Origin of the sequence: Salinimicrobium sediminis (genome assembly GCF_900215295.1) — a bacterium.
In the GTDB taxonomy this organism is placed as follows: domain Bacteria; phylum Bacteroidota; class Bacteroidia; order Flavobacteriales; family Flavobacteriaceae; genus Salinimicrobium; species Salinimicrobium sediminis.
Genome location: NZ_OCMF01000001.1, coordinates 827,372 through 852,805, shown reverse-complemented (window position 1 = coordinate 852,805; position 25,434 = coordinate 827,372). Strand labels below are relative to the sequence as shown.

Here is a 25,434-nt window from a genome sequence, read left to right as displayed (position 1 = left end):
TTTTACCCTACAGCCAAAACTAAACAGGTATGTTTAAAAAAATATTGATTGCCAACAGGGGAGAGATCGCATTACGCGTTATTCGCACCTGTAAGGAGATGGGCATTAAGACCGTTGCAGTCTATTCTACGGCCGATGCCGAGAGTCTGCATGTTAGGTTTGCCGATGAAGCCGTGTGTATTGGCCCTCCTCCCAGCCAGCTTTCCTACTTAAAAATTTCTAATATTATAGCAGCTGCCGAGATCACAAATGCAGATGCTATTCATCCCGGTTACGGATTTCTTGCAGAAAATGCCAAATTTTCCAAGATCTGTGCAGAACATGATATTAAGTTCATTGGTGCCAGCCCCGAAATGATCGACAAAATGGGAGACAAGGCTACGGCCAAAGCTACCATGAGAGCAGCCGGAGTGCCTTGTGTTCCCGGTTCTGAAGGAATTCTGGAATCTTATGAAGAGGCCGAAAAAATAGCCGAGGGCATGGGGTTCCCCGTAATGCTTAAAGCTACTGCCGGCGGTGGTGGAAAAGGAATGCGTGCGGTATGGAAGAAAGAAGACCTGCGCAAAGCCTGGGATTCTGCCCGACAAGAAGCCGGTGCAGCCTTTGGTAACGACGGGATGTATATGGAAAAGCTTATCGAAGAGCCCCGTCACATTGAGATCCAGGTGGTGGGAGACAGCTCCGGTAAAGCCTGTCATCTTTCTGAAAGAGATTGTTCTGTACAACGTCGTCACCAGAAATTAACTGAAGAAACCCCTTCTCCCTTTATGACCGATAAACTTAGGAAGCAAATGGGAGATGCTGCTGTAAAAGCAGCTGAATATATTAAATACGAAGGTGCAGGTACCGTAGAATTCCTTGTTGACAAACACAGAAATTTCTACTTCATGGAAATGAATACCCGTATCCAGGTTGAACACCCTATTACCGAACAGGTGATCGATTACGACCTCATAAGGGAGCAAATTCTTGTTGCTGCGGGAGTGCCTATTTCCGGAAAGAATTACACGCCACAGCTACACTCTATTGAGTGCCGAATCAATGCCGAAGATCCTTATAACGACTTTAGGCCGTCACCAGGTAAGATCACCAATCTGCACGCCCCGGGAGGTCATGGGGTGAGGATAGATACTCACGTATACAGTGGTTATGTGATTCCGCCAAACTACGATTCTATGATCGCCAAGTTGATCACAACTGCACAAACCAGGGAAGAAGCGATCAGCAAAATGAGACGTGCCTTAGACGAATTTGTGATCGAAGGGGTCAAAACAACCATTCCTTTCCATAGACAATTGATGGATGAACCCGATTATGTAGCCGGGAATTATACCACAAAGTTCATGGAGACCTTCAAAATGAAACCTATAGAGTAAGACTCCTATCTGGAGAACTTTTATTATAATATTTTCAGACCCCACTGGATTTCAAAATCGGTGGGGTCCTTTTTTTCAGCGCGTCTTGATTTCTGGTTCTTGGAGCGCAGCGGTCTTTTTTTATACCTTTAGATGCTTCGGAAGCCACAGCTTCCGTGGATCTCAAAAAAGATATTTATGAGTTTATCCTTCTGGGAACATGATTCCTGGTTTTCAAATATTGATTATACTGTTATAGGCAGCGGGATCACAGGCTTAAATTGTGCCCTGCAGTTAAAAACCCGTTTTCCGGAAGCTAAAGTCCTGGTGCTCGAGCGCGGACTCCTTCCCAATGGAGCCAGCACCAAGAATGCCGGATTTGCTTGTTTTGGAAGTCTTAGCGAGATTATTGATGATTTAAACAAGCATTCTGAAGACGAAGTGTTGCAGCTTGTAGAAAAGCGCGTGAAAGGCCTGCAATTGCTTCGGAAGAATCTAGGAGATAAGAATATTGACCTGCAGGTAAATGGTGGGTATGAAATCTTCACTGCCAATGACCGGAAGCTGTATGAAACCTGTGTATCAAAAATGGGAAAAATAAACAGCCTCTTAAAACCCATTTTTGGAGAGGATGTTTTTAGTATCACGACCAATAAATTCAACTTCGGAAGGATCCGGGAAGAAGTGATCTTCAACAAATTCGAGGGACAACTCGATACAGGGAAAATGATGAGTGCTTTGCTGCAAAAGGTACAGGCAGCGGGGGTAAAGATCCTCAATTCTGTAACCGTCAATGGTTTTGCGGAAGCAAATGATTCCGTAGAGGTGGAGACAGAACATTTTAGTTTTTACACCAGGAAAGTATTGATTGCTACCAACGGTTTTGCTTCGCAATTAGGTATTCCGGAGGTAAAACCTGCCCGGGCGCAGGTGTTGATCACCGCCCCAATTCCAAACCTGCACATCAAAGGCACTTTTCATATTGAGGAGGGGTTCTACTACTTCAGAAACATCAATAACAGGATCCTGTTTGGCGGGGGAAGAAATCTTAATCTCAAAGGAGAAGAGACCACAGAACTTGCCCTTACCGCTCTTATTCAGCAAAAGCTGGAAGTCTTGCTTAAAAATGTTATTTTACCAGAGACTCCCTTCAGGATCGAAAGACGCTGGAGCGGAATTATGGGAATGGGGGAACAAAAGAAACCGGTGGTCAAACAGGTATCAAAAAATGTGTTTTGCGGCGTGAGGCTTGGAGGAATGGGAATCGCAATTGGCAGCCTGATAGGAAAAGAACTGGCGGACTTAATCGAAGAATAGATGAAAAGATTTTTCAGGTTTATTTTTAAGTTGCTGTTAGGGTTGTTCCTTTTCAGTATCCTCCTTGTAGTAGTTTACAAGTGGGTCCCGGTGCCATTTACAAATCTGATGCTCATTAGGTATTTTGAAAATCCGGAAGAAGATATCCGCCATAATTGGGTTCCTTCCGAAGAGATTTCAAACAATCTAAAGTTGGCAGTAATCGCCAGCGAAGATCAAAATTTCCCAAACCATAACGGCTTTGATTACGAGGCTATTCAAAAAGCCATGGAAGATAACAAGAAAGGCAAGCGGGTAAGAGGCGCCAGTACGATCTCGCAACAAACTGCCAAAAATGTCTTTTTGTGGCCACAACGCAGCTGGTTTAGAAAAGGCCTGGAAGTCTATTTTACCTTTTTGATAGAACTGTTTTGGAGCAAGGAGAGGATCCTGGAAGTTTATCTTAACAGCATAGAAATGGGAAAAGGGATCTATGGCGCCGAGGCTGCAGCCCAGGCCTGGTTTGGAAAATCGGCCGCTAACCTTACCGCCTATGAGGCGGCGGCAATAGCTGCAATTTTACCAAATCCCAGGGAATACAGAGCTCAACCTGCCAGCAATTATATTGCAGGGAGGCAGGCGTGGATCGTAAGGCAAATGAGGAATCTGGGGGCAATTCAGCTTGAAAAATGAATTCCATAACCAAAGAACAATTAGTAGAAGCCTGTGCTGCCTATGTGGAAAGAAAACTAAACACGGTGCAGCGGGCAATTGACGACCTGGAGGCAGCATTGAAACTGGAGACCAAATGCTCTATGGGTGACAAATATGAAACCGGACGTGCCATGCTGCACCTCGAGTTCGAGAAGCTGGCAGGACAGCATGAAGAATTCCGGAAGCTGCGAAAAACGATCAGGATCATTCCCGTGGGAAGAAAAGACGAACAAATAACTTTTGGAAGTGCAGTAAAAACTTCAGTAGCTAATTATTTTATTGCGATCCCGGCGGGAGAAGTAAAAGCAGGGGATGAGAAATTCTACGCTGTAGGTGCTTCTTCTCCTATCGCACAAGCATTGTCCGGTAAGGCTGCCGGGGAAAAACTGGAATTCAACGGCAGGGAAATTCTTATAAAAGAAGTGATCTGATCATCTTATGCGTTTTTCAAGAAGTTCTCCCTTAATGGAAAGATGAATGATTTTTCCTTTTTGGAGTTCGGCAGGGACTTCAAAAAATATTTCTTCCCCCTCAATTTCTGCCTGCGTTAAAAAATTACTGCCCTTGAAAAAGGAATTTTTAACTACCGCTTTATAGCTTCCTCCATCAGTGAGATGGATCTCATGTGGATAAAGGATCACCTTTTTTCGGGGGGGCTGTTTTTTAAAAAACAGCGAAGCGGGCAATTCGTTTACCTCTCCAAAAAGAGAAGCTATATAAGCATTTTTTGGATTGTTATACAGCTCCCGCGGAGCTCCAGTTTCAATAATCCTCCCGGCTTTCATTGCAATTGTCTTATCGGCATAGGAAAGGGCATCGGTACTGTCATGAGTGGCAACCAAAACAGTGACTCCTGCTTTTTTGAGGTGGGAAAAAAGATTTCTGCGAAGCTTGTTCTTTCGAAAGTGGTCAATATGGCTAAAGGGCTCATCCAGCAGTAAAACTTCAGGCGGTTTTGCCAGCACTCTTGCCAATGCCACCCGCTGCTGCTGGCCTCCGCTTAGAAATTTGGCTTTTACCCTTGCCAGCTCCCGCATCTCCACCAGTTCCAACAGCTCATTTACCCGCTGCTGCTTTTTCCGCGGATAGGCATTAGAAAGATATTTCCCTACATTTTCGGCCACACTAAGGGGCGGCATGAGGTCAAAGTCCTGGGTAAGATATTTCATGAAGGATTCCCCCGGAACGATGTTGAAATTTGGACCTAATAGCTGCTCCTGCCCCCAAAAGATCTTTCCGTCTACATGATGTAGTCCATAGATGGATTGTAGCAGCGTACTTTTTCCGCAGCCACTGGCACCAATAATAGAAACATTTTCCCCTTTTTCAATGGTAAAGCTAAGGTTCTTTAAAACCGGCCTGTCTCCATATCCAAAAGTGAGATTTTTAACCCTGAGCATGGCAGTAATTTTTATAGTAAAATTACGGCTTTAAAAGCAAAAAGCCTTCCGAAGAAGGCCTTTTGAAGAGGTATTGAAAGAAAATATTTACTGCTGCCCGTTTTTGTTCGGCAGGCTTTCAAATCCCATATTGTATAGCGTAAATCCAAAGATATCGGCATACTGCTCAATCGTCTTGCTCACCGGGGTACCGGCACCGTGACCTGCATTGGTCTCGATTCGGATCAATACGGGAGCATCTCCTGCCTGTTTGTCCTGCAGCTCTGCAGCAAACTTAAAGGAATGTGCCGGTACCACCCTGTCATCATGATCTCCTGTGGTGATCAAAGTGGCCGGATATTCAACTCCTGCTTTTACGTTATGAACAGGAGAATAGCCTTTTAAATAATTGAACATGGCTTCACTTTCCTCAGCAGTGCCATAATCATAAGCCCATCCTGCACCGGCGGTAAAAGTGTGGTAACGCAACATATCAAGAACACCAACAGCCGGTAAGGCAACCTGCATAAGGTCCGGCCGCTGGGTCATGGTTGCACCGACTAAAAGTCCGCCGTTGGAACCCCCTCTTATAGCAAGATAATCCGATGAGGTGTAGTCATTTTCGATCAGGTATTCTGCAGCTGCGATAAAATCATCAAAAACATTCTGTTTTTGCAATTTTGTACCAGCATCATGCCAGTCTTTGCCATATTCTCCTCCACCACGAAGGTTGGGCACTGCGTAGATACCACCCTGTTCCATCCAAACCGCATTTGCAATACTGAAGGAAGGAGTAAGGCTAATGTTGAATCCGCCGTAACCATAAAGGATGGTTGGGTTCTTTCCGTTCCTCTCGATCCCTTTTTTATAGGTGATGATCATAGGTACTTTAGTCCCGTCTTTTGAAGTGTAGAACACCTGCTCGCTGGTAAAATCACCGGGATTGAAATCCACCTGAGGGGTATTGTATAATTCTGAAACTCCTGATTCAACATTATACTTATAGATGCTGCCGGGAGTGACATAATTTGTGAAGACATAGTAAAGTTCTTTTTCTTCTTTTTCACCACCTAATCCTCCAACGGTTCCAATGCCGGGAAGTTCTACTTCTCTTATCAGCTTTCCTTCATAATCATACTGTTTTACTTTGGAAACAGCGTCTTCCATGTACTCTGCAAAAATGTACTCTCCTCCTGTTGCAGGGCTAAGCACATTTTCGGTTTCAGGAATAAGGTCTTTCCAGTTTTCGGGAGAGGGATTGGCAGCGTCTACAGTAACTATTCTTCTGTTTGGCGCATTAAGATCTGTTACAATGAAAAGTTTGCTTCCGCGGTTATCGAGAACATAGCTTTCATTTTTTTCATGTCCCACTATGGTATCAATAGTTGGATTTGCTTTAGAGAGATCCATCATGAACAGTTTGCCTCCTGAAGTTGAGGTGTTGGCCGAAATGAACAGGTAACGATTGTCATCAGAAACACTGCCGCCCACATACCTGTGCTTTTGTTCGGGAGTTCCACCAAAAATCAGTTGGTCCTGGCTTTGTGGAGTTCCCAGCTTATGGTAATATAACTTATGCTGATCTGTCTTTGCAGAAAGTTCACTTCCTTCGGGCTTATCATAGCTTGAATAATAAAGTCCTTCATTTCCCCTCCAGGAGATTCCACCGAATTTTACATCGATCAAAGTATCTTCTTTGATCTCGCGCGTTTCAGCATCCATGATAATGATCTTTCTCCAATCGCTTCCACCTTCAGAAATGCTATAGGCAAGGGTCTTTCCGTCTTCAGAAAAACTCAATCCGCCAAGTGAGGTAGTGCCGTCTTCACTAAATTTGTTAGGATCCAGGAAAACTTCTGCCGGTGCATCTTCGGACTTTTTGCGGTAGATCACACTCTGGTTCTGCAGCCCGTCATTTTTGCTGAAATAAATCCAATCCCCTTCCTTGGAAGGCGCCGAGATCTTTTCATAATTCCAGAGTTCTGTAAGTCGCTTTTTGAGTTCTTCTCTAAAAGGGATCTGCTCCAGGTAGTCAAAAGTGACTTCATTCTGGACTTTTACCCAGGCTTCGGTCTCGGCACTCCGGTCATCTTCCAGCCATCTGTACGGGTCTTCTACGTTATTTCCAAAATAAGTATCAACAGTGTTTCCTTTTCTGGTTTGAGGGTATTCCAAAATAATAGAAGGGGTTTGAGTTGTTTGTACCGGTTGTTCCTGTGATTGAGGTTGCTGTTGGGAGCTTCCGCAGGAAACCAGGGCTGCGGCAGCCAGTACAGTAATTATAGGTTTTTTCATTTTCTGAATTTTAAAGAAAGTTTCTAAAAGTAAAGAAATTCCCTCTAATTTATGCACAAAGGCTGCCACTATGGACAGCCTTTAATCATATTTCAAGAATACTCTTTGGGAAAGATGTTAAACGAGTTTATTGTCCACCAGATATTCGGCGATTTGTACCGCATTGGTAGCAGCACCTTTTCTTAGGTTATCGGCCACGATCCACATATTTAAAGAATTTGGCTGAGACAGATCCCTTCTAATACGTCCAATAAAGACATCATCCTTGCCTTCAGCATAAATGGGCATGGGATAGGTGTTAACATCGGTATTGTCCTGCAGGGTAATCCCCGGAAACTCCTTTAAGATCCTGCGAATTTCGCCGAGCTCAAAATCATTCTTAAAGGTAATATTGACCGATTCACTGTGGCCTCCCACTACGGGAATTCTAATGGCGGTCGCAGTTACATGTACGCTGTCATCTTTCAGGATCTTTTTAGTTTCATTGGTAAGTTTCATCTCTTCCTTTGTGTAACCGTTTTCCTCGAAGACATCGCACTGCGGAATTGCGTTGCGGTGAATAGGATATGGATAAGCCATTTCTCCTTTTTCACCTTTATATTCATTCTCCAGCTGTTGCACAGCTTTTACTCCGGTTCCGGTTATTGACTGATAGGTGGATACCACAACCCTCGAAATTCCGTATTTTTTATGAAGGGGTGCTAAAGCCATTACCATCTGGATAGTAGAACAATTGGGATTGGCAATAATTTTGTCTTCAGCAGAAAGATCTGATGCATTGATCTCGGGCACGACAAGTTTCTTGTCGGGCTGCATTCTCCAGGCAGAGGAATTGTCAATAACTGTTGTTCCGACTGCGGCAAATTTAGGGGCCCATTCTAAAGAAGTTTCCCCGCCTGCTGAAAAAAGAGCAATGTCCGGCTTTTGCTTTACAGCCTCTTCCAAACCTATAACTTCATATTCTCTATCGTTGAAGCTGATCTTGCTTCCCACAGATCTTTCTGAAGCTACCGGTAATAATTCTGTCACCGGGAATTTTCTTTCTGCAAGTACTTTCAACATCACCTGTCCCACCATTCCGGTGGCGCCAACTACTGCTATTTTCATAAATGATTTATATTTATTTAGACCTTAAAGATTTCGAGACTTTTGAGGTCTTCCATTTTACTTTTCTAACGCTGCAAAGGTATTGTACGGGAAGTAATTAAAAGAACCCAAAGAACGAAATTCCTCTGGATATCAAATTTTATAACCACTTTAAACAAATTGTTATATTTCGAGAGTAGTAAAAAAAGACCCCCGTCGTTTACGGGGGTTTGAGTTAGGATATGTAGCGTAGCGGTTACTACGTGCGTTCAAAGTTATTTCTGCAAATATAAAGCTTTAAAATAATTTATGCGGGAGCCGTTAAATGACACCTTCCAGATCTCCTTTTTTTCAATAAGACCTTTTTGGCAGAGCCTGTTTCCATCCAGCCAGGTACGATAGAGAAAAATATAAACTCCCAGCAATATCAGCGCCAGTCCCGGCTGCAAATGCTCCCAAAAGTAGATAAGGAGAAACAAAGGAACAAGTAAGCTTAAGTAATAGGCAAAAATGTTTTTCATTTAAGCTCTTCCAGTGTTTTGTCTTTTCAATTCATCTCTGATCTCGGTAAGTAATTCTTCCTGGCTTGGGCCTTTAGGGGCTGTTACAGCAGGGGCTTCTTTTTTGGTTTTGGTGCGTTCATATGCTCTCAAAACAAGAAAAATGAAAAAGGCAACAATAATAAAATAGATAATAGCCTGAATAACATTTCCATAAGTGATTACAGCCGCCTCAGCTTCTCTGGCGGCATCCAGGGTTTCATATTCTGTGCCATCAAGCGAAATAAACTGGTTGGAGAAATCTACGCCGCCCGTAATGACCCCTATAAGAGGCATGATAATATCCTCCACTACAGAAGATACTATCTTATTAAATGCTGCACCTACTACTACTGCAGTGGCAAGAGCAATAATATCGCCTTTCATTAAAAAGGTCTTGAAATCCTTAAAAAAAGCCATAATTGTGGAGGTTTATTGGTTAGAAAGTAAAAATAAATAATTAATTGTTGATGATCTCCCTTTTTACCCGGGGTGCAATGCCGGTGATCAATTCATAGGAGATGGTCTTTCCTTTTGATGCAAACTCTGTCGCATGTTGTGGTCCTCCAAAGATGATCACTTCATCCCCTTCTTCGCACTCAATGCCTGTAATGTTTATCATGATCATATCCATGCATACATTTCCAATTATAGGAGCATACTTTCCGTTCACAATAACTCCGGCATGACCATTTCCATACTGCCTGTTGATCCCATCTGCATGGCCAATGGGCAAAGTGGCTGTCTTTGTAGGCTTCTCAGCAATAAAGGCACGATTATATCCGAGGGACTGACCTTTTTCCAAATGATGGATCTGGGAAATTATTGTTTTTAAGGTGCCAATAGGCTTCAGCTTTTGATCTTCAGTTTTATCATTTCCGAAGCCATAAAGCCCAATACCCGATCTCACCATATCAAAATGGGCTTTAGGATAGTTATTAATTCCGGAGGTATTGCAAATATGCAGCAGTGGCCGGTAGCCCAGCTCATCATATAGTTTAATCGCGAGCTTCCTTAAAGTGTGGATCTGCATCAACGTAAATTCCCGCTCTCTCCAATCTTCACTTGCCGCCAGGTGTGAAAAGAAAGACTTTGCTTTAACTGCCTCTGTGCCTTGAAGGAGGTCCCGTACCAAAGCAGTCTCTTTTTCTGAAAATCCCAACCTGTTGAGTCCGGTATTGAACTTCAGGTGGACCGGGTAATTTTTCTGCTTCAGCCCTTCAGCAATTTTAATAAATTCCTCCACTACGAATTTGCTGTAAAGACTGGGTTCCAGGCAATTCTCTATAATGGCTTCAAAATTCACCGACTGTGGGTGCAGTACAAGAATTGGAGTTTCAATTCCGGCTTTTCGGAGAGCAATGCCTTCAGAAGCATAGGCTACCGCGAAATAATCGGCTCCGAGATCCACAAGCTTCCTGGCGATATCTACTACTTCACTTCCGTAGCCATTAGCTTTGACCACGGCCATAAACATCACATCCTCATGCAGCTTCGATCTTAAATAATTATAATTGTGTGCTAACGCATCAAGATCAATTTCAAGTACGGTCTCCCTGGCTTTCGGCATGTTCGCTTCTTTTGGTGTCTTTTAATTCTTCAGGATCTTTTACCTCGAAATTTTTTAGTTTTTCGCGCAGGCGGGCTTTGTAGTAGGCTCCCCGGCTAAGAGGTTCGTATTCCTCTGTCTCGCCAAGCATCACCAGGTCTTCATTGGAAGTTTTTCTGTAGCTGTATTGGGCGAGATTTCCTGTGCGGGTACAAACAGCATGCACCTTGGTAACATATTCGGCAGTAGCCATAAGATTAGGCATGGGACCAAAAGGATTGCCTTTGAAATCCATATCCAATCCTGCCACTATCACTCTTACGCCTCTGTTTGCAAGGTCATTGCAGACCGATACGATCTCCTGATCAAAAAACTGGGCCTCATCTATGCCCACCACATCACAATCGTCTGCCAGCAATCTAATGTTGGCTGCAGCCGGTACAGGGGTAGATCTTATTTCATTGGAGTCATGGGATACCACCATTTCTTCGTTGTAACGGGTATCTATAGCAGGTTTGAAGATCTCGACCTTTTGCTTTGCAAACTGAGCGCGTTTAAGCCGGCGTATAAGCTCTTCGGTCTTTCCCGAGAACATCGAACCGCATATAACTTCAATCCACCCAAATTGCTCCTTATGATTAACTGTATTTTCGAGAAACATTTTGTATTTTTCAAGACCAAAAAGCGAATGTCGCTTTTGATAAAGGTGACACAAATTTATTAAAAATACAACCGCATTTAATTTGCAAGCATGAAAGTTATGAAAAAGCAATTGAAAGAGGAATTAGTAGCTTTAGCCGAAAAGATTACCCTTTTAAAGGACCAGGAACAGGTGTCGACAGGGGAGTTAAAAGAGCTGGCCAAAAGGTTGTACGAAAAACTTACAGTCTATAATTTCACCGAATCTCACCTATACACTGCTGCTGAAATAAGAAAACAGGAAGTGGTGAAAACAGCACAAAAAGTAGAAGCTCCTGCGGCTAAAGCTGAAGTAAAGAAAGAGGAATCAAAAGTTGCCGCCAAAGAGCCTGCACCGGTAAATCAGGAAAGCATTGCGACCGATTATGATGAGCATAGTCCGAGCGGACTGGAATATAATTCTGAAGATATCACCGAACCCAATACAGAAAAAATCAAGGATATTGTTGCCAATTTTCCACCCGAAACTCAGCAGGTGGATGACCTCTTTGCACATGTAGAGTCCTCAAAATACCAAAAGAATGATATGGAGGATATTGGGGGAGTACATTATGACCACCTGCCTCAATTCGAACCTGTAATACGGGGTGAAGGTGCTACAGACAGGCCCAGGTCCCTCAATGACCGGCTAAAAAAGGGAATAAACATTGGTCTTAATGACAGGCTGGCTTTTGTGAAGCATCTTTTTGACGGAAGCACTTCAGATTACAACAGGGTCCTCTCCCAACTAAATACCATCAAGAATAAGGAGGAAGCCTTCAACTTCGTGGCCAATATGGTTAAACCCGACTATAACAACTGGGAAGGCAAAGAAGACTATGAAAGCAGGTTTCTGTCTATTATTGAAAAGAAATTCGAGTAGGAGGATCCATGTCAAAACTCTTTTTAGTTCCTACTCCTATTGGCAATCTGGAAGACATTACTTTGAGGGCGATTAAAGTCCTGAAGGAAGCTGATCTTATCCTGGCCGAGGATACCCGCAACAGTGGAAAACTCCTGAAGCATTTTGAGATTAATACTCCCATGCAGAGCCATCATATGCACAACGAGCATAAAACGGTGGAGAACGTGGTGAGACAAATCCAGAATGGTAAAACAGTGGCTTTAATAAGCGATGCCGGCACTCCTGCTATCAGTGATCCGGGGTTTTTACTAACGCGTGCCTGTGTGGAAGCGGGAGTTGAGGTGGATTGTCTGCCCGGTGCAACTGCATTTGTTCCCGCACTGGTAAACAGCGGATTACCCAATGATAAATTTGTCTTCGAAGGCTTTCTTCCGGTGAAAAAAGGTCGACAGACCCGGCTTGAATTTCTTGCCCTCGAATCGCGTACCATGATCCTTTATGAATCTCCTCATAAACTGCTAAAGACACTCGCCCAGATCAAAGAATTCATGGGGGAAGACCGGCAGGTATCGGTTTCCCGGGAAATTTCCAAACTTCATGAAGAAACCGTGAGGGGAACTGCGGCTGAAGTATTGGCTCATTACGAAGCAAAACCTCCTAAAGGGGAGATCGTGCTTATTGTTGCCGGTAAAAAAGACTAAGACCTCTACATTCAGAAATAAGAAATTTCTTCAGTTCTTACCATTTCAGCTCATGTAAGTGGTAAGGGATAGCCGCAATTATTTCCTATTTTTGAAAAAAATTATTCATGCGCTGGACCCTGAAACCTAAGCCCGATCCTCAAACCGTTGAACATCTCTGTGAAGTACTCGGAGTGGATAGGTCCATTGCATCTCTCCTTGCTCAAAGAGGAATAAGCAGCTTTGAGGAGGCTAAAAAATTCTTCAGGCCCAGCCTGTCCGATCTTCACGATCCTTTCCTGATGAAAGACATGGATAAGGCCGTGGCACGAATCGAACTGGCTTTTCAAAATGGGGAAAACATCATGGTCTATGGAGACTATGATGTTGACGGCACTACCAGTGTAGCCCTGGTGTCTTCTTATCTTAAGAAAATTTATCCAAACGTTGCCACCTACATTCCCGACAGGTATGATGAAGGTTACGGTGTTTCTTATAAAGGAATAGATTTCGCTGCCGATAATGAGATCAGTTTAATCATTGCATTGGATTGTGGTATAAAAGCCATTGAAAAGGTGGCTTATGCCACCCAAAAAGGAGTGGAATTTATTATTTGTGACCATCATCGTCCCGGGGCAGGAATTCCGGACGCCGTTGCCGTACTGGATCCTAAAAGATTGGATTGTGACTATCCTTATAAAGAGTTGTGCGGTTGCGGGGTGGGTTTTAAACTTCTTCAGGCCCTTAATGAAAAACGAGGGGAATCATTCGAGTTGCTTATTCCCTACCTTGACCTGGTGGCTACTGCCATTGGGGCAGATATTGTTCCCGTGACCGGGGAGAATAGAATCCTGGCTTATCACGGCCTGCAAATGATCAATGCTGCGCCACGTGCGGGCTTTAGTGCTATTCTAAAGCAGGTGAAGAAAGATCATCTTACTCTTACCGATGTTGTTTTTATCATTGCACCGCGTATTAATGCTGCCGGAAGAATGAAACACGGGTTACACGCGGTTAATCTTTTAATTGAAGAAGACCCTCAGCAAGCAATGATATTTGCTGCCGAAATTGAAGAGTACAATAAAGATCGCCGGGACAAGGATAAAACCATAACCGAGGAAGCTCTCGCGCAGATCGTGGAGCTCAAGGAGCAGGAAAGATTGACCACGGTAGTGTATAGAGATAGCTGGCATAAAGGGGTAATTGGGATTGTAGCTTCCCGCTTAACCGAGACCTATTATCGTCCTACCCTCGTCTTTACCCGCAGTGGAGAAAAACTTGCGGCTTCTGCCCGGTCTGTGCATGGATTTGATGTCTATGATGCCCTGGAGGGCTGCAGCGAATACATTGAACAATTCGGGGGTCATAAGTATGCCGCGGGACTAACTTTGCAGACTGAACAGTATGAGAATTTTAAAAGAAAATTCGAAGAAGTGGTTTCTGCAAGCATAGACCGCAAACTGTTGATTCCCGAAATCCAGATCGATGCCGAAATCGACCTCGGGGAGATCACAGAAAAGTTTCATCGCATCATCAAACAATTTGCACCCTTTGGTCCAGGTAATATGTCTCCTGTTTTTATGAGTCGTCATTTAAAGGATACCGGCTACGCCCGTTGTGTGGGGGGTGAAGATAAGCACCTCAAAGCTCGCCTGTTTCAAAAACTTAATGGCAGGAGTATAGATGCTATAGGTTTCGATCTCGGAAAAAAATGCGATCTACTGGCAGATGGCAAAAAAGTAAAAGCGGTTTACTGTATAGAAGAGAATGAGTTTCAGGGAAATGTTAGTTTGCAGCTTAAACTAAAGGATGTAGAGGTTGATTCTTTTTGATCTGTTGGCCATTTCTTACACAAAGATTCTTAAGGAAACCATTCAACAATTTTCCCGGCACTTCATCTAAAAAACTTTCTGATAGTCAGATGTTTACATACATTAGCAGAGCCATAACATAAGTAGGTTAAGTTCATGGTAGATTTGGGGCAAAAAAAGGTGGAGCTTTCCACCTTTTTTTATGCGCTACATTTTCAGCAAAAAAAACTGCCGGAAAAATTCCCGGCAGCTAAACAAATCAAAAACCTATGCGTTGGTTATTATTTGTGTTGAGCGTATCTTTTTGCAACTTCTTCCCAGTTGATCACATTGAAGAAAGCTTCGATATAGGCAGGACGTTGATTTTGGTATTTTAAATAATATGCATGCTCCCATACATCCATCCCCAGAATTGGATATCCGCCACATCCTACGCCGGGCATTAATGGATTATCCTGGTTAGGAGAAGAACATACTTCCAGTTTTCCGCCTTCCTGCACACAAAGCCATGCCCATCCTGATCCAAATTGAGTAGCTCCCGCTTTAGAAAACTCATCTTTAAATGCTTCAAAAGAACCAAAATGTTTGTCTATTGCAGTAGCCAGTTCTCCTTCAGGTTTTCCGCCACCGTTAGGACCCATGATCTCCCAGTAAAGGTTGTGATTGAAATATCCGCCGCCGTTATTACGAACGGCCTTATTCTCCATATCAAGGTTGGTCAGGATGTTTTCAATATTCTTCCCTTCCATATCGGTGCCTTCAATGGCATCGTTTAATTTGCTGGTATAACCTGCGTGGTGTTTATCGTGGTGAATCTCCATTGTTCTTGCGTCAATGTGAGGTTCAAGTGCATCTGATGCATATTTTAATGGTGGTAACTCGAAAGCCATATTTTTATAGTTTACGTTAATAAATGTGTCAACCTCAAATTTAAGGATAAAGCCTTCTAATCAAAATTATAAAATGTTATAAAATTCTTAAACCTACAGTAGATTTGGAAGAAATTTTGAAATATAATACAGGTATTATTAAACTCGATGATAATTGCTCAAAATTTTGATCAAAAATTCAGATGAGCCGGGACTTTAAAATGCATTTGCTACATTAGTAAAAAAATACTTTGAGGCACCCCAATACCTTTAAAATCTACGATGCGTCTGCAGGCTCCGGAAAAACCTATACTCTTGTTAAAGATTATCTAATTCTGTTACTTTCCTCCCCGAGAACTGACAGCTATAAAAATATCCTCGCAATTACTTTCACCAATAAGGCTGTAGCCGAAATGAAATCCCGCATCATTCAGGGGCTTCATGCGCTGGCCGAAACAAAACCTTCTGCCGGGGATCAAAATTTTCTAACGGACATCTCAGAATCTTCAGGAATTTCAACAGGAGAAATTCAGAAGAGAAGCCGTGATATCCTCAAGCATATAATCCATAATTATGCTGCTTTTGAAGTCTCTACTATCGATGGCTTTACACACCGGGTACTGCGCACCTTTGCTAAAGATCTTGGATTGCCTCTCAATTTTGAAGTGGAATTACGTACAGATGATGTGCTTAATGAAGCAGTGGATCGCCTTATTAGCAAAGCAGGAAAAGACAAAGCGATTACCGGCGTCCTGGTCAATTTTGTACTTTCAAAGACCGATGAGGATAAAAGCTGGGATATCGCCCGCGATCTTTTTGCTATCGCCAGGTTGCTAACCCAGGAAACCAACCGGGCCTTTTTAGATCTGCTAAAAAACAAAAGTCTTAAGGATTTCCAGGTGCTTCGGAAAGAAGTGCAGAAACAACAAAAGGACTTGGAAGAGAGCATTAAAGAACATGCCGATAATTTTTTTGAGCTGCTGAAAGAAAACGGAGTTGACACCGATTGCTTTAGCGGTGGTTATTGCCCCAAGTTTTTCCTGAAGCTTCAAAAAGGGGATTTTAACGTAGGGTTTTCTGCAGGCTGGCAGCTCAACCTTGCCGAAAAAGCTTTATACCCCTCAAAAATAGCAGCCGATAAAAAAGCTGTTTTAGACAGGTTACAGCAGCAAATTGTCGATTATTATTCTGAGGCTAAACGCAGGATCACCACCTTACAGTTCTTAGAGGCTATAGAGAAGAACCTGGTGCCTTTATCGCTGTTGAGCGCCATTCAGGATCAGATCGAGGAGATCAAAAAGGAGAATTCGATGGTCCTCATATCCGAATTTAATGCTACGATTGGCAAAGCAGTAAAGGATCAGCCGGCTCCTTTCATTTATGAAAGACTTGGGGATCGGTACAGGCATTATTTCATTGACGAATTCCAGGATACCTCACAGCTGCAATGGGAAAACCTGATTCCGTTGGTGGACAATACGCTCTCTATCGAACATCCGCAGGGGGAACATGGAAGCCTCACCCTGGTAGGAGATGCAAAACAATCCATCTACAGGTGGCGTGGGGGAAAAGCAGAGCAATTCATGCAGCTATGCCAAAAAAAGCATCCTTTTAGCATTGAAGAACCTCAACTGGTGGTGCTCCCAAATAACTTTCGAAGTGCCAAAACCATTGTGGATTTTAATAATGATTTTTTCAGGTTTGCGGCCGATTGTTTTTTGAATGAAACACATCGCAACTTGTTCCTTAACAGCGGGCAAGGTGCTGTGAGTAAAAAGGAGGGCTATGTGAATATTTCTTTTATCGAAGCCGAAAATGCTTCCGAAGAAATGGAAGCCTACCCGGTTAGGGTGCTGGAGATCATTGAAGCACAAAAGGCAAAAGGCTGTTCCCTATTCAATATTTGTATCCTTACCCGAACCAGGAAAGAAAGTATGGCCGTAGCCAATTTCCTTAGCGAAAACGGAATTCCGGTGATCTCTGCGGAAAGCCTGCTGGTGAGTCGGTCGCCAAAAGTGACGTTTATTAATGCTGTTTTACAATATTGTATTGATGCGGCAGATAAAGGGCTAAAGTTTGAGATTCTTGATTACCTCCTCAACCATGAACTGGATGTTGAAAATGAATTCCGGTTCCTTCATGATCACCTACAACCGGAGGGGCAGCAATTTTTTGAGGAACTAAGGGCTTTTGGATTTGAATTCTCGCTGGAAACAGCAACGTCAGTCTCCATTTACGAGGCAGTGGAATACATCATCAGAAGTTTTAGAATGGAGGCAACATCAGATGCTTATCTTCAGTTTTATCTGGATTTTGTTTATGAGAATTCCAATTCTGAAGGTGCAGGGATCTATGGGTTTCTGGAGCAGTGGGATCGAAAAAAAGAGGAACTCAGTATCGTAGTGCCGCAAGGGGAAAACGCGGTACAGATCATGACTATCCATAAAGCAAAAGGCCTGGAATTTCCCGTTGTCATTTATCCTTTTGTAAATGGACAGGTAAGTGATACCTCAAGAGAAAACTTTTGGATCAATTTACCCGAAGCACTTAGTGCGAATGTTGAGGTGGCATATTTGAGAGCTGCCGAAAAAATGAAAGACTGGGAAGGAGAAGCCCCCCAACTCTATCATGAACTTACCTGTAACAGCCAGCTTGATGCGCTCAATGTCTTATATGTGGCCATGACCCGGCCCGAACAACAGCTTTTTGTGATCTCAAAAATGGACCTGGACAAAAAGGGGAACGAAAACACCAACAGGTTTTCCGGTTTATTGATTTCATACCTAAGAAGCATAGGAAGGTGGAATGGCGGCTATGAATATCATTTCGGGAATCCTGATGAAATACCTGAAGAGGAATCATCTTCCACAAATTCCCTTCAGCAGGAAAAATTCTATTCTTCGGCAACTCAAAAAAATGTATCTATCATTACCCGCTCGGGATTGATGTGGAACTCCAGGCAAAAAGAGGCTATTGAAAAAGGGCAGCTCATTCACGATCTTTTTGCACAGATCAATACAAGAGATGATGTGAACCCGGTATTGGAAAATGCCATAAACGAGGGGCTATTTGCTTCCGAAGAAAAAGATAACCTTCAAAAAAGCATTTTTGAGGTCATCGATCATCCGGAATTAAAAATCTATTATTCTGAAGGGGCCAAAAATCTAAATGAACGCGATATGATTTCCGAAGAGGGACTCCTCCTTCGCCCCGACCGGCTAAACTTTTCAGGAAACACCGTAAGCATAATAGATTACAAAACCGGAGCCGAAAACCCTAAACACCGGGAGCAGATCCAGGCTTATGCAGATGTGCTCGGGGGAATGAACTTTAGCATTGAAAGGAAATTGCTGGTCTATATAAATGAAAACATCACGGTAAGAATTGTGTAAAGAAATGTAATTTTGTAAAAAACCATCATTATGTACGGATCAATTAAAGAATATTTAAAGAACGAAATAGAACAAATAAAAGAAGAAGGTTTATATAAGAAAGAACGTATCATCACCTCGCCCCAGGGAGCAGAGATCACCCTGGAAGGCGGTAAAAAAGTGTTGAACTTTTGCGCAAACAATTACCTGGGGCTTTCTTCACATCCCGAAGTAATACAGGCGGCAAAAGATACTCTTGATTCACACGGCTTCGGAATGTCAAGCGTGCGTTTTATATGCGGAACACAGGATATTCATAAAGAGTTGGAACGTAAGATCGCCGACTTCTACGGAATGGAAGATACCATTCTTTATGCAGCTGCTTTTGATGCAAATGGTGGAGTTTTTGAACCCTTGCTTTCTGCGGAAGATGCGATCATTTCAGATTCGCTCAACCATGCATCGATCATAGACGGGGTGAGACTTTGTAAGTCTGCCCGGTACCGCTATGAGAACGGAAATATGGAAGACCTGGAGGAGCAACTTCAAGCTGCAAATGAGAAAGGGGCTCGTTTTAAGATCATAGTTACCGATGGTGTATTTTCTATGGACGGTTTGGTCGCACCCTTAGATGAAATCTGTGATCTGGCCGATAAGTATGACGCTATGGTAATGGTCGACGAATGTCATGCCACAGGATTTATTGGGCAAAACGGGATTGGAACCCTTGAAGAAAAAGGTGTTCTCGGCCGAATTGATATTATTACAGGAACTCTTGGAAAAGCACTGGGAGGGGCAATGGGTGGTTACACTGTTGCCAAAAAAGAAATTATAGAACTCCTTCGCCAGAGATCAAGACCATATCTCTTCTCGAATTCTCTTGCTCCTGCCATAGTTGGTGCTTCCATTAAGGTTTTTGACATGCTTGCTAAAGATGATACTCTTAGAAATAAAGTAAAGGAGAACACCAAATACTTTAAAAAAGGTATTAAAGAAGCGGGCTTTGAAATTATAGATGGCGAGGCAGCCATTGTTCCGGTAATGCTTTATGATGCCAAACTTTCCCAGGAAATGGCAGACAGGTTACTGGAAGAAGGCATCTATGTCATTGGGTTCTTTTATCCTGTTGTTCCAAAAGGAAAAGCCAGGATTAGAGTGCAACTTTCTGCCGCTCACACCAGGGAACATCTGGACCGGGCGATTGCTGCCTTTATTAAGGTAGGAAAAGAATTGAACGTCATTAAATAATTACATCTTCCTATATCAAAGCCTTTCCCTTTTGTGGGAAAGGCTTTCTATTTTACCTTTTTTAACATCTTATTCTAAAGAGGACTTTTCAATCCTGTAAATCCTTATTTTACAGCTCAAACGGATGTATTTTCGAAGCCTTTGTTTTATTAAAATATTATGTTTTCCTCAAAAAAATACCCTTGAAAACCCCCTGAAACCCCCTATGAACAGGCGTTTATTAAGAAAACTTTATTATATTAAGCTTTGTTTGTAGGGAATATCAGTCTACTTTTGTTTCTGCTAACTAATAAAATTAAACTCTTCAATATGAAACATCTAAACAAATTTTTATTGGCTTCCCTATGCATTCTGAGCTTTAGCACTATGCAGGCGCAGGATGATGATAATCCCTGGGCATTAGGTTTAGGAATTAATGCGGTAGACTTTTTTCCTACCGGAGAAGACGCACCTTTGGGTGGTTATTTTGACGAATTTTTTAATACGGGAGATCACTGGAATATTCTTCCCGGAGTTTCCAGAATTTCATTAGCCCGTAATATTGGAGCCGGTTTCTATTTTGAAGCAGCAGGTTCTGTTAATCAAATTGATAAGTATGGAGATGAAGGATGGGATAATCTTTCTTACTATGGTCTGGATGGTACCTTTAACTATAGCTTCCGCAATGATGCGAATGCAGGATGGTTTGATCCTGTAATTGGTGCCGGTGGGGGTTATACCTGGATCGACGAAAATGGCTTTGGTACTGTAGACGGTACCGTGGGAATCAACTTCTGGTTCACAGATCATTTTGCACTTACTGTGCAAACTATTTATAAGCACGCATTTGACGATGATTTTGACTCTCATTTCCAGCACGTAGCAGGAATTAAATTCGCTATGGGTGGAAAAGATACAGACGGGGATGGAATCTATGATAAAGATGACGAGTGTCCTGAAGTAGCCGGTCTTGAACAATTCAATGGTTGTCCTGACTCTGATGGTGACGGAATTGAAGACAGACAGGATGAATGTCCTAACGAAGCAGGTTTAGCGCAGTATAACGGATGTCCTGATACCGACGGTGACGGAGTTCCAGACAATAAGGACGAATGTCCAACTGTAGCCGGTCTTGCTGAGATGAACGGATGTCCTGATGCAGATGGCGACGGAATTAAAGATAGCGATGATGAATGTCCTAACGAGGCAGGTCCGAAAGAAAACAACGGATGTCCATGGGAAGACCAGGACAATGACGGTGTTCTTGACAAAGACGACGAATGTCCCGAAGTAGCCGGTACTGCCGCAAACAACGGATGTCCTGAGCCTACCGTTGAGGTTATCGAAGAATTGAATGAATATTCAAGAACTATCCTTTTCGACCTTGATAAAGCAACAATCCGTTCTGAATCTGAAGAAACTCTTCAGGCTATTGCAGATATCATGAAGGAATACTCTAACACGATCTTCCACATTGAAGGTCATACAGACAGCACAGGTAGCGAATCTTATAATGAGAAGCTATCCAGAGAAAGAGCAGCTTCTGTAAGAGAATTCCTTGTAAATGCAGGAATTCCTGAAAACAGATTGACTTCTGAAGGTTACGGAGAATCTCAACCAATCGCTTCTAATAATACAGCGAAAGGAAGACAGGAAAACAGAAGGGTAGAAATCTCTCTTGATAAAGAAAGAGAAATGAAAGAAAATGCTACTCAGGAGCAGGATACTACCAATCAGGGTGGAATGTAATCCTCTTTAGAATATAAATTTAAAAACGCCCCGGTATAACCGGGGCGTTTTTTATTTTTAAGGCATGACATCATTTATAGAACAAGTGCTTCTGGAATTGCTCTCCAGGAAAGTTAATATTTCTGCTACTACTTTCATCTTACCCAGCAAACGTGCAGGATCTTTTCTCATCAACAAACTATCAAAGCATACCAAAAATCCCATTTTTGCACCCCGGGTGCTAAGTATAGAAGATTTTGCCGAAGAAGTGGCCGGATTGAGTTCTGTGGATAACATTACCGCTCTTTTTGAATTTTATGCTGCATACCTCACCTGTACGCCTAAAGAAAAAGCTGAAGATTTTGACACTTTTGCCACCTGGGCTCAAACCCTGCTTCACGATTTTAACGAAATTGACCGTTACCTCATTGATTATAAGTCCTTTTTTGGTTATCTGGGAAATATTCAGGAAATGAACCATTGGTATCTTCAGGAGGAGAAGACGCCGCTAATGGAGAATTATCTGTTGTTTTGGAATAAGCTGCCGGAATATTACGAAGAGCTTCAGAAACAGCTGGAAAAACGTAACCAGGCATACCAGGGGATGGTTTACCGCCGCGCTTCAGAAAATATTAGGCAATTTGCTGAAGCTGCTTCAGTTTCATTTGTCTTTATTGGATTTAACGCACTTAACAATGCTGAACAGAATATCCTCCAAACTCTTTTAGCTGCAGGTAAAGCTGAAGTCTTTTGGGATATAGATGAGATTTTCCTGAAGGATGATCAACATGATGTTTCCTTATTCTTAAGACAGTACCTTAAATCATGGCCGTACTACCAGGAGAACCGGTTAAATATCGTTTCAAACTCTTACAGCAGTTCAAAAAATATCAACATGATTGGGGTACCCAAGAATATTGGGCAGGCAAAGTATGTGGGGGAACTGCTCTCCAAACTTTCTCCGGAAGATTTACAGCAAACTGCAGTAGTGTTGGGAGATGAAAGCCTTTTATTGCCGGTGCTGAATTCCCTGCCGCCAAACGTGGGGGAGGTGAATATAACCATGGGATTTGCTCTTAAGAACGCACCCGTGAGTTCTCTTTTTGAACATTTGTTGAAAATGCATTCCACTCCCGGTAACGATACCCGGTACTACAAAGATCTCATGTTGATCTTAAGTCATCCGCTTTTTCAGAAGGTTACCGGCGGCCATTCTCAAAAATTAATGGAGAAATTAAGAAAGGAGAACCTGGTATATGTTACCCGCGACGAGATCATGGAAGGTGTGCCCGGGAACGTTCAAAAGCTTTTTGAAATTTGCTTTTTGGATTGGAAGAATGATCCCGGTTATGCTTTACAGGCGCTTCAGGAACTGCTCATGATTTTTAAGAATAGACTGGATACAGATCAGGACAGGCTAACCCTGGAATTTTTATATCAGTTGCATTTGGTGGTTAACCAGCTAACCAACCTGTATCAAAAGTATCCCTATATCAATTCCTTAAAGATCCTGTTCTCTCTTTTTAAGGACTTACTTGCATCAAGAACTGTCGATTTCCGCGGAAAACCTTTTTCGGGCTTGCAATTGATGGGAATGCTGGAGTCGCGGGTGTTGGATTTTAAAAATGTAATTCTTACTTCGGTAAACGAAGGGGTGCTTCCGGCTGGAAAGAGCAGCAATTCTTTTATTCCTTTTGACTTAAAGTGTAAATATAATTTACCCACTTATAAAGAAAAGGATGCGGTTTATACCTATCACTTTTATCACCTCCTGCAACGTGCAGAGCAGGTACATTTGCTTTACAATACAGAGAGTGATGGACTTAATGCAGGTGAAAAAAGCCGTTTTTTGCTGCAGCTTGAGATGGAAGCACAGTCACAGCATCAAATAAAAAACTTTAAAGTAACTCCTGTAGTACCTCCGGTGCCTGTACATTTAAAGACCATCGAGAAGACTCCGGAAATCCTTGAGAAGATCAAAGCGAGGGCGGCAGCAGGATTTTCACCTTCGGCCTTGACCACTTATATCAGGAATCCGCTGGATTTTTACAAGCAATACGTGCTGGACCTCAAGGAAAGGGAAGAGGTAGAGGAAACCGTGGCCTATAATACGCTGGGAAATGTGGTGCACGACACCCTGGAGACTTTTTATGAGCCATGGCTGCAAAGTGATGTGACGATCCAAATGCTGGAGCGGGCCATGGAAAGGACAAATGATGAAATACAAAAACAATTCAGGAATCATTATACCCAGGCGCCTTTAGACAGCGGGAAAAATCTACTCATCTATGAAGTTGCACGACGGTATGTGGTAAATTTCCTGAAATGGGAGATAAAAAATCTGGAGGAGGGAAATGACCTAAAGATCCTGAAGGTGGAAGAAAAGCTGCACGCGCAGTTTCCGGTGGAGGAACTTGATTTTCCTGTTTTTCTGAAAGGAACCGTAGACAGGGTTGATGAATTTAACGGCAAAATAAGGATTATAGATTACAAAACCGGGAAGGTAGAGCAATCTAAAGTTGAAGTGGTGGAATGGGAGGAGATCAATTCTGATTATGATAAGTACAGCAAACCTTTTCAGATCCTCACCTATGCCCTAATGATGGATGTTGCAGATCCCCTGCCTCCTGAATTTGAGGCCGGGATCATTTCTTTTAAAAATCTGCAGGGAGGTTTTCTGAAGTTCTGTAAAAAGGATAAAAAGGGCTACGGTGCTAAAAAAGAAAATGATATTACTTCAGAAACTCTGGAGGCCTTTAAAGAACAATTGAAAAATCTTATTTTAGAGATCTGTGATCCTGAAACTCCTTTTGTGGAAAAGGAAATAAAACAAAACGCATGGTAATTAATCAAAAGAAGAATTTAAGTCTATCCGGGCTGCATGGCCGGCCCATACCTACCGATGTTTTTTATTCTGAAGTTGAAGAAAAAAAACCGGTTGTGTTGTTTTGCCACGGCTATAAGGGATTTAAGGATTGGGGTGCCTGGAATTTGATGGCCCGGGAGTATGCAAAAAATGGCTTTTTGTTCATAAAGTTCAATTTCGCCTTTAATGGGGGCACCCTGGAAGAACCCATCGATTTTCCCGATCTTGATGCTTTTGGGGAGAACACCTATACCAAGGAACTCGATGACCTGCACGTGCTAATCAACTGGATTTTTAGTGAAGATTTTCCGTATACCGATATGGTGGATCTTTCCCGCTTTAGCTTAATGGGGCACTCCCGTGGCGGCGGAATTGTAGTCGTAAAAGCTGCTGAAGATGAACGGGTGCAAAAATTAATCACCCTTGCCGCTGTTAGTGACTTTGGAGACCGGTTTCCCAAAGGAGAAGAATTGGAAGCATGGCGACAAAAAGGTATCGCTTATATAGAAAACACCCGCACAAAACAACAAATGCCTCATCTTTTTGATTTCTATGAGGACTTTAAAAACAATGAGGAAAGGCTCACCATTTCCAGATCGGCAGAAAAATTAAAAATTCCTGCCCTCATCATTCATGGGACCGGTGATGAAACGGTTTCGGTCGATAATGCACATGACCTGCATGAATGGATTAAGAATTCTGAACTCTTCCTGCTTAAGAACAGTGATCACGTATTTGAAGTTTCTCATCCCTGGGAAAGTAAAGATCTTACCCCGGCGATGAAAAACATCATTGAAAAAACTACAGAATTTATAAGGAAATAAATCAATCATTCAATGTTGTACAACCCTGTCAGGGGTTCAAAAACAGTATCGGTAAAGCCTTGGGCTATAAACAAAAAAACCACCGCTTCCGCAGTGGTTTTTGGTGGAGAATATCGCCCCGATGCTTCGGGGGAACCGATGACCGTCTGAAAAATTTAAATGAAACAAAAAAACCACCGCTTCCGCAGTGGTTTTTGGTGGAGAATATCGCCCCGATGCTTCGGGGGAACCAATGACCTTCTCAAAAATTTAAAGGAAACAAAAAAACCACCGCTTCCGCAGTGGTTTTTGGTGGAGAATAT

At 42.7% G+C, this 25,434-nt stretch carries 20 protein-coding genes; 12 read left to right on the top strand and 8 right to left on the bottom strand.

The features are described 5' to 3' along the window. The first annotated feature begins 29 nt into the window (after positions 1-29). From accC to CRO16_RS03900, 4 genes are all read left to right on the top strand, one after another. Entirely contained in the window at positions 30-1,376 is a 1,347-nt protein-coding gene (gene accC / locus CRO16_RS03915; protein ID WP_097055016.1) for an acetyl-CoA carboxylase biotin carboxylase subunit, read from the top strand. Between the two features lie 177 nt (positions 1,377-1,553). Further along, positions 1,554-2,672, top strand: coding sequence for an NAD(P)/FAD-dependent oxidoreductase (locus tag CRO16_RS03910; RefSeq protein WP_097055773.1), 1,119 nt, complete (start codon positions 1,554-1,556; stop codon positions 2,670-2,672). Beyond that, positions 2,673-3,344, top strand: coding sequence for a monofunctional biosynthetic peptidoglycan transglycosylase (gene mtgA, locus CRO16_RS03905; protein WP_097055015.1), 672 nt, complete (start codon positions 2,673-2,675; stop codon positions 3,342-3,344). After that, a complete protein-coding gene (locus CRO16_RS03900; protein ID WP_097055014.1) occupies positions 3,341-3,796 on the top strand; it encodes a transcription elongation factor in 456 nt (151 codons plus the stop codon). The genes mtgA and CRO16_RS03900 overlap by 4 nt, the downstream gene beginning before the upstream one ends. Here CRO16_RS03900 and CRO16_RS03895 read toward each other — a convergent pair whose 3' ends face one another. From CRO16_RS03895 to CRO16_RS03865, 7 genes are all read right to left on the bottom strand, one after another. Further along, positions 3,797-4,765: an ABC transporter ATP-binding protein gene (locus CRO16_RS03895; RefSeq protein WP_097055013.1), complete on the bottom strand. Its 969-nt coding sequence runs from the start codon at positions 4,763-4,765 to the stop codon at positions 3,797-3,799. 87 nt (positions 4,766-4,852) lie between these two features. Beyond that, complete coding sequence (locus CRO16_RS03890; RefSeq protein ID WP_097055772.1) at positions 4,853-7,039, bottom strand: prolyl oligopeptidase family serine peptidase; 2,187 nt, start codon at positions 7,037-7,039, stop codon at positions 4,853-4,855. Between the two features lie 117 nt (positions 7,040-7,156). Next, on the bottom strand, positions 7,157-8,146 hold the full coding sequence (locus CRO16_RS03885) for an aspartate-semialdehyde dehydrogenase (protein WP_097055012.1): 990 nt from the start codon (positions 8,144-8,146) through the stop codon (positions 7,157-7,159). 254 nt (positions 8,147-8,400) lie between these two features. Continuing rightward, on the bottom strand, positions 8,401-8,646 hold the full coding sequence (locus CRO16_RS03880) for a hypothetical protein (RefSeq protein WP_097055011.1): 246 nt from the start codon (positions 8,644-8,646) through the stop codon (positions 8,401-8,403). Further along, the gene (gene mscL / locus CRO16_RS03875; protein ID WP_097055010.1) at positions 8,647-9,084 is read right to left on the bottom strand and encodes a large-conductance mechanosensitive channel protein MscL; all 438 of its coding nucleotides are present in this window, start codon (positions 9,082-9,084) and stop codon (positions 8,647-8,649) included. 40 nt (positions 9,085-9,124) lie between these two features. Beyond that, positions 9,125-10,234, bottom strand: a complete 1,110-nt coding sequence (alr, locus tag CRO16_RS03870; protein ID WP_097055009.1) for an alanine racemase — start codon at positions 10,232-10,234, stop codon at positions 9,125-9,127. Next, positions 10,206-10,874, bottom strand: a complete 669-nt coding sequence (locus CRO16_RS03865) for a thymidine kinase (RefSeq protein ID WP_097055008.1) — start codon at positions 10,872-10,874, stop codon at positions 10,206-10,208. The genes alr and CRO16_RS03865 overlap by 29 nt, the downstream gene beginning before the upstream one ends. Positions 10,875-10,964: 90 nt before the next feature. Between CRO16_RS03865 and CRO16_RS03860 the strand changes: the two genes are divergently transcribed. From CRO16_RS03860 to recJ, 3 genes are all read left to right on the top strand, one after another. Next, entirely contained in the window at positions 10,965-11,774 is an 810-nt protein-coding gene (locus tag CRO16_RS03860) for a hypothetical protein (RefSeq protein ID WP_245858865.1), read from the top strand. 8 nt (positions 11,775-11,782) lie between these two features. Next, positions 11,783-12,457 (top strand): 16S rRNA (cytidine(1402)-2'-O)-methyltransferase, encoded by a 675-nt coding sequence (rsmI, locus tag CRO16_RS03855; protein ID WP_097055007.1) that lies wholly within the window; start codon positions 11,783-11,785, stop codon positions 12,455-12,457. Positions 12,458-12,564: 107 nt separating this feature from the next. Beyond that, positions 12,565-14,268, top strand: coding sequence for a single-stranded-DNA-specific exonuclease RecJ (gene recJ / locus CRO16_RS03850; protein WP_097055006.1), 1,704 nt, complete (start codon positions 12,565-12,567; stop codon positions 14,266-14,268). Between the two features lie 260 nt (positions 14,269-14,528). Here the strand turns inward: recJ and CRO16_RS03845 are convergent, their stop codons facing one another. Next, positions 14,529-15,137, bottom strand: a complete 609-nt coding sequence (locus CRO16_RS03845) for a superoxide dismutase (RefSeq protein ID WP_097055005.1) — start codon at positions 15,135-15,137, stop codon at positions 14,529-14,531. Positions 15,138-15,367: 230 nt separating this feature from the next. Between CRO16_RS03845 and CRO16_RS03840 the strand changes: the two genes are divergently transcribed. From CRO16_RS03840 to CRO16_RS03820, 5 genes are all read left to right on the top strand, one after another. Continuing rightward, positions 15,368-18,508, top strand: a complete 3,141-nt coding sequence (locus tag CRO16_RS03840) for a UvrD-helicase domain-containing protein (RefSeq protein ID WP_097055004.1) — start codon at positions 15,368-15,370, stop codon at positions 18,506-18,508. Positions 18,509-18,538: 30 nt separating this feature from the next. Then, positions 18,539-19,735, top strand: coding sequence for a glycine C-acetyltransferase (kbl, locus tag CRO16_RS03835; RefSeq protein ID WP_097055003.1), 1,197 nt, complete (start codon positions 18,539-18,541; stop codon positions 19,733-19,735). 309 nt (positions 19,736-20,044) lie between these two features. Beyond that, positions 20,045-21,463 carry an OmpA family protein gene (locus CRO16_RS03830; protein ID WP_097055002.1) on the top strand — a complete coding sequence of 473 codons (1,419 nt, stop codon included), beginning with the start codon at positions 20,045-20,047 and terminating at the stop codon, positions 21,461-21,463. Positions 21,464-21,527: 64 nt separating this feature from the next. Continuing rightward, positions 21,528-24,287: a PD-(D/E)XK nuclease family protein gene (locus CRO16_RS03825; RefSeq protein ID WP_097055001.1), complete on the top strand. Its 2,760-nt coding sequence runs from the start codon at positions 21,528-21,530 to the stop codon at positions 24,285-24,287. Continuing rightward, on the top strand, positions 24,281-25,132 hold the full coding sequence (locus tag CRO16_RS03820; protein ID WP_179670481.1) for an alpha/beta hydrolase family protein: 852 nt from the start codon (positions 24,281-24,283) through the stop codon (positions 25,130-25,132). The genes CRO16_RS03825 and CRO16_RS03820 overlap by 7 nt, the downstream gene beginning before the upstream one ends. The last annotated feature ends 302 nt before the right edge of the window (positions 25,133-25,434 follow it).

What these genes read in the sequence shown, in the direction of transcription:
- accC (WP_097055016.1), top strand. Translation starts at nt 30, where the DNA reads ATGTTTAAAAAAATATTGATTGCCAACAGGGGAGAGATCGCATTACGC.
- CRO16_RS03910 (WP_097055773.1), top strand. Translation starts at nt 1,554, where the DNA reads ATGAGTTTATCCTTCTGGGAACATGATTCCTGGTTTTCAAATATTGAT.
- mtgA (WP_097055015.1), top strand. Translation starts at nt 2,673, where the DNA reads ATGAAAAGATTTTTCAGGTTTATTTTTAAGTTGCTGTTAGGGTTGTTC.
- CRO16_RS03900 (WP_097055014.1), top strand. Translation starts at nt 3,341, where the DNA reads ATGAATTCCATAACCAAAGAACAATTAGTAGAAGCCTGTGCTGCCTAT.
- CRO16_RS03895 (WP_097055013.1), bottom strand. Translation starts at nt 4,765, where the DNA reads ATGCTCAGGGTTAAAAATCTCACTTTTGGATATGGAGACAGGCCGGTT.
- CRO16_RS03890 (WP_097055772.1), bottom strand. Translation starts at nt 7,039, where the DNA reads ATGAAAAAACCTATAATTACTGTACTGGCTGCCGCAGCCCTGGTTTCC.
- CRO16_RS03885 (WP_097055012.1), bottom strand. Translation starts at nt 8,146, where the DNA reads ATGAAAATAGCAGTAGTTGGCGCCACCGGAATGGTGGGACAGGTGATG.
- CRO16_RS03880 (WP_097055011.1), bottom strand. Translation starts at nt 8,646, where the DNA reads ATGAAAAACATTTTTGCCTATTACTTAAGCTTACTTGTTCCTTTGTTT.
- mscL (WP_097055010.1), bottom strand. Translation starts at nt 9,084, where the DNA reads ATGGCTTTTTTTAAGGATTTCAAGACCTTTTTAATGAAAGGCGATATT.
- alr (WP_097055009.1), bottom strand. Translation starts at nt 10,234, where the DNA reads ATGCCGAAAGCCAGGGAGACCGTACTTGAAATTGATCTTGATGCGTTA.
- CRO16_RS03865 (WP_097055008.1), bottom strand. Translation starts at nt 10,874, where the DNA reads ATGTTTCTCGAAAATACAGTTAATCATAAGGAGCAATTTGGGTGGATT.
- CRO16_RS03860 (WP_245858865.1), top strand. Translation starts at nt 10,965, where the DNA reads ATGAAAGTTATGAAAAAGCAATTGAAAGAGGAATTAGTAGCTTTAGCC.
- rsmI (WP_097055007.1), top strand. Translation starts at nt 11,783, where the DNA reads ATGTCAAAACTCTTTTTAGTTCCTACTCCTATTGGCAATCTGGAAGAC.
- recJ (WP_097055006.1), top strand. Translation starts at nt 12,565, where the DNA reads ATGCGCTGGACCCTGAAACCTAAGCCCGATCCTCAAACCGTTGAACAT.
- CRO16_RS03845 (WP_097055005.1), bottom strand. Translation starts at nt 15,137, where the DNA reads ATGGCTTTCGAGTTACCACCATTAAAATATGCATCAGATGCACTTGAA.
- kbl (WP_097055003.1), top strand. Translation starts at nt 18,539, where the DNA reads ATGTACGGATCAATTAAAGAATATTTAAAGAACGAAATAGAACAAATA.
- CRO16_RS03830 (WP_097055002.1), top strand. Translation starts at nt 20,045, where the DNA reads ATGAAACATCTAAACAAATTTTTATTGGCTTCCCTATGCATTCTGAGC.
- CRO16_RS03825 (WP_097055001.1), top strand. Translation starts at nt 21,528, where the DNA reads ATGACATCATTTATAGAACAAGTGCTTCTGGAATTGCTCTCCAGGAAA.
- CRO16_RS03820 (WP_179670481.1), top strand. Translation starts at nt 24,281, where the DNA reads ATGGTAATTAATCAAAAGAAGAATTTAAGTCTATCCGGGCTGCATGGC.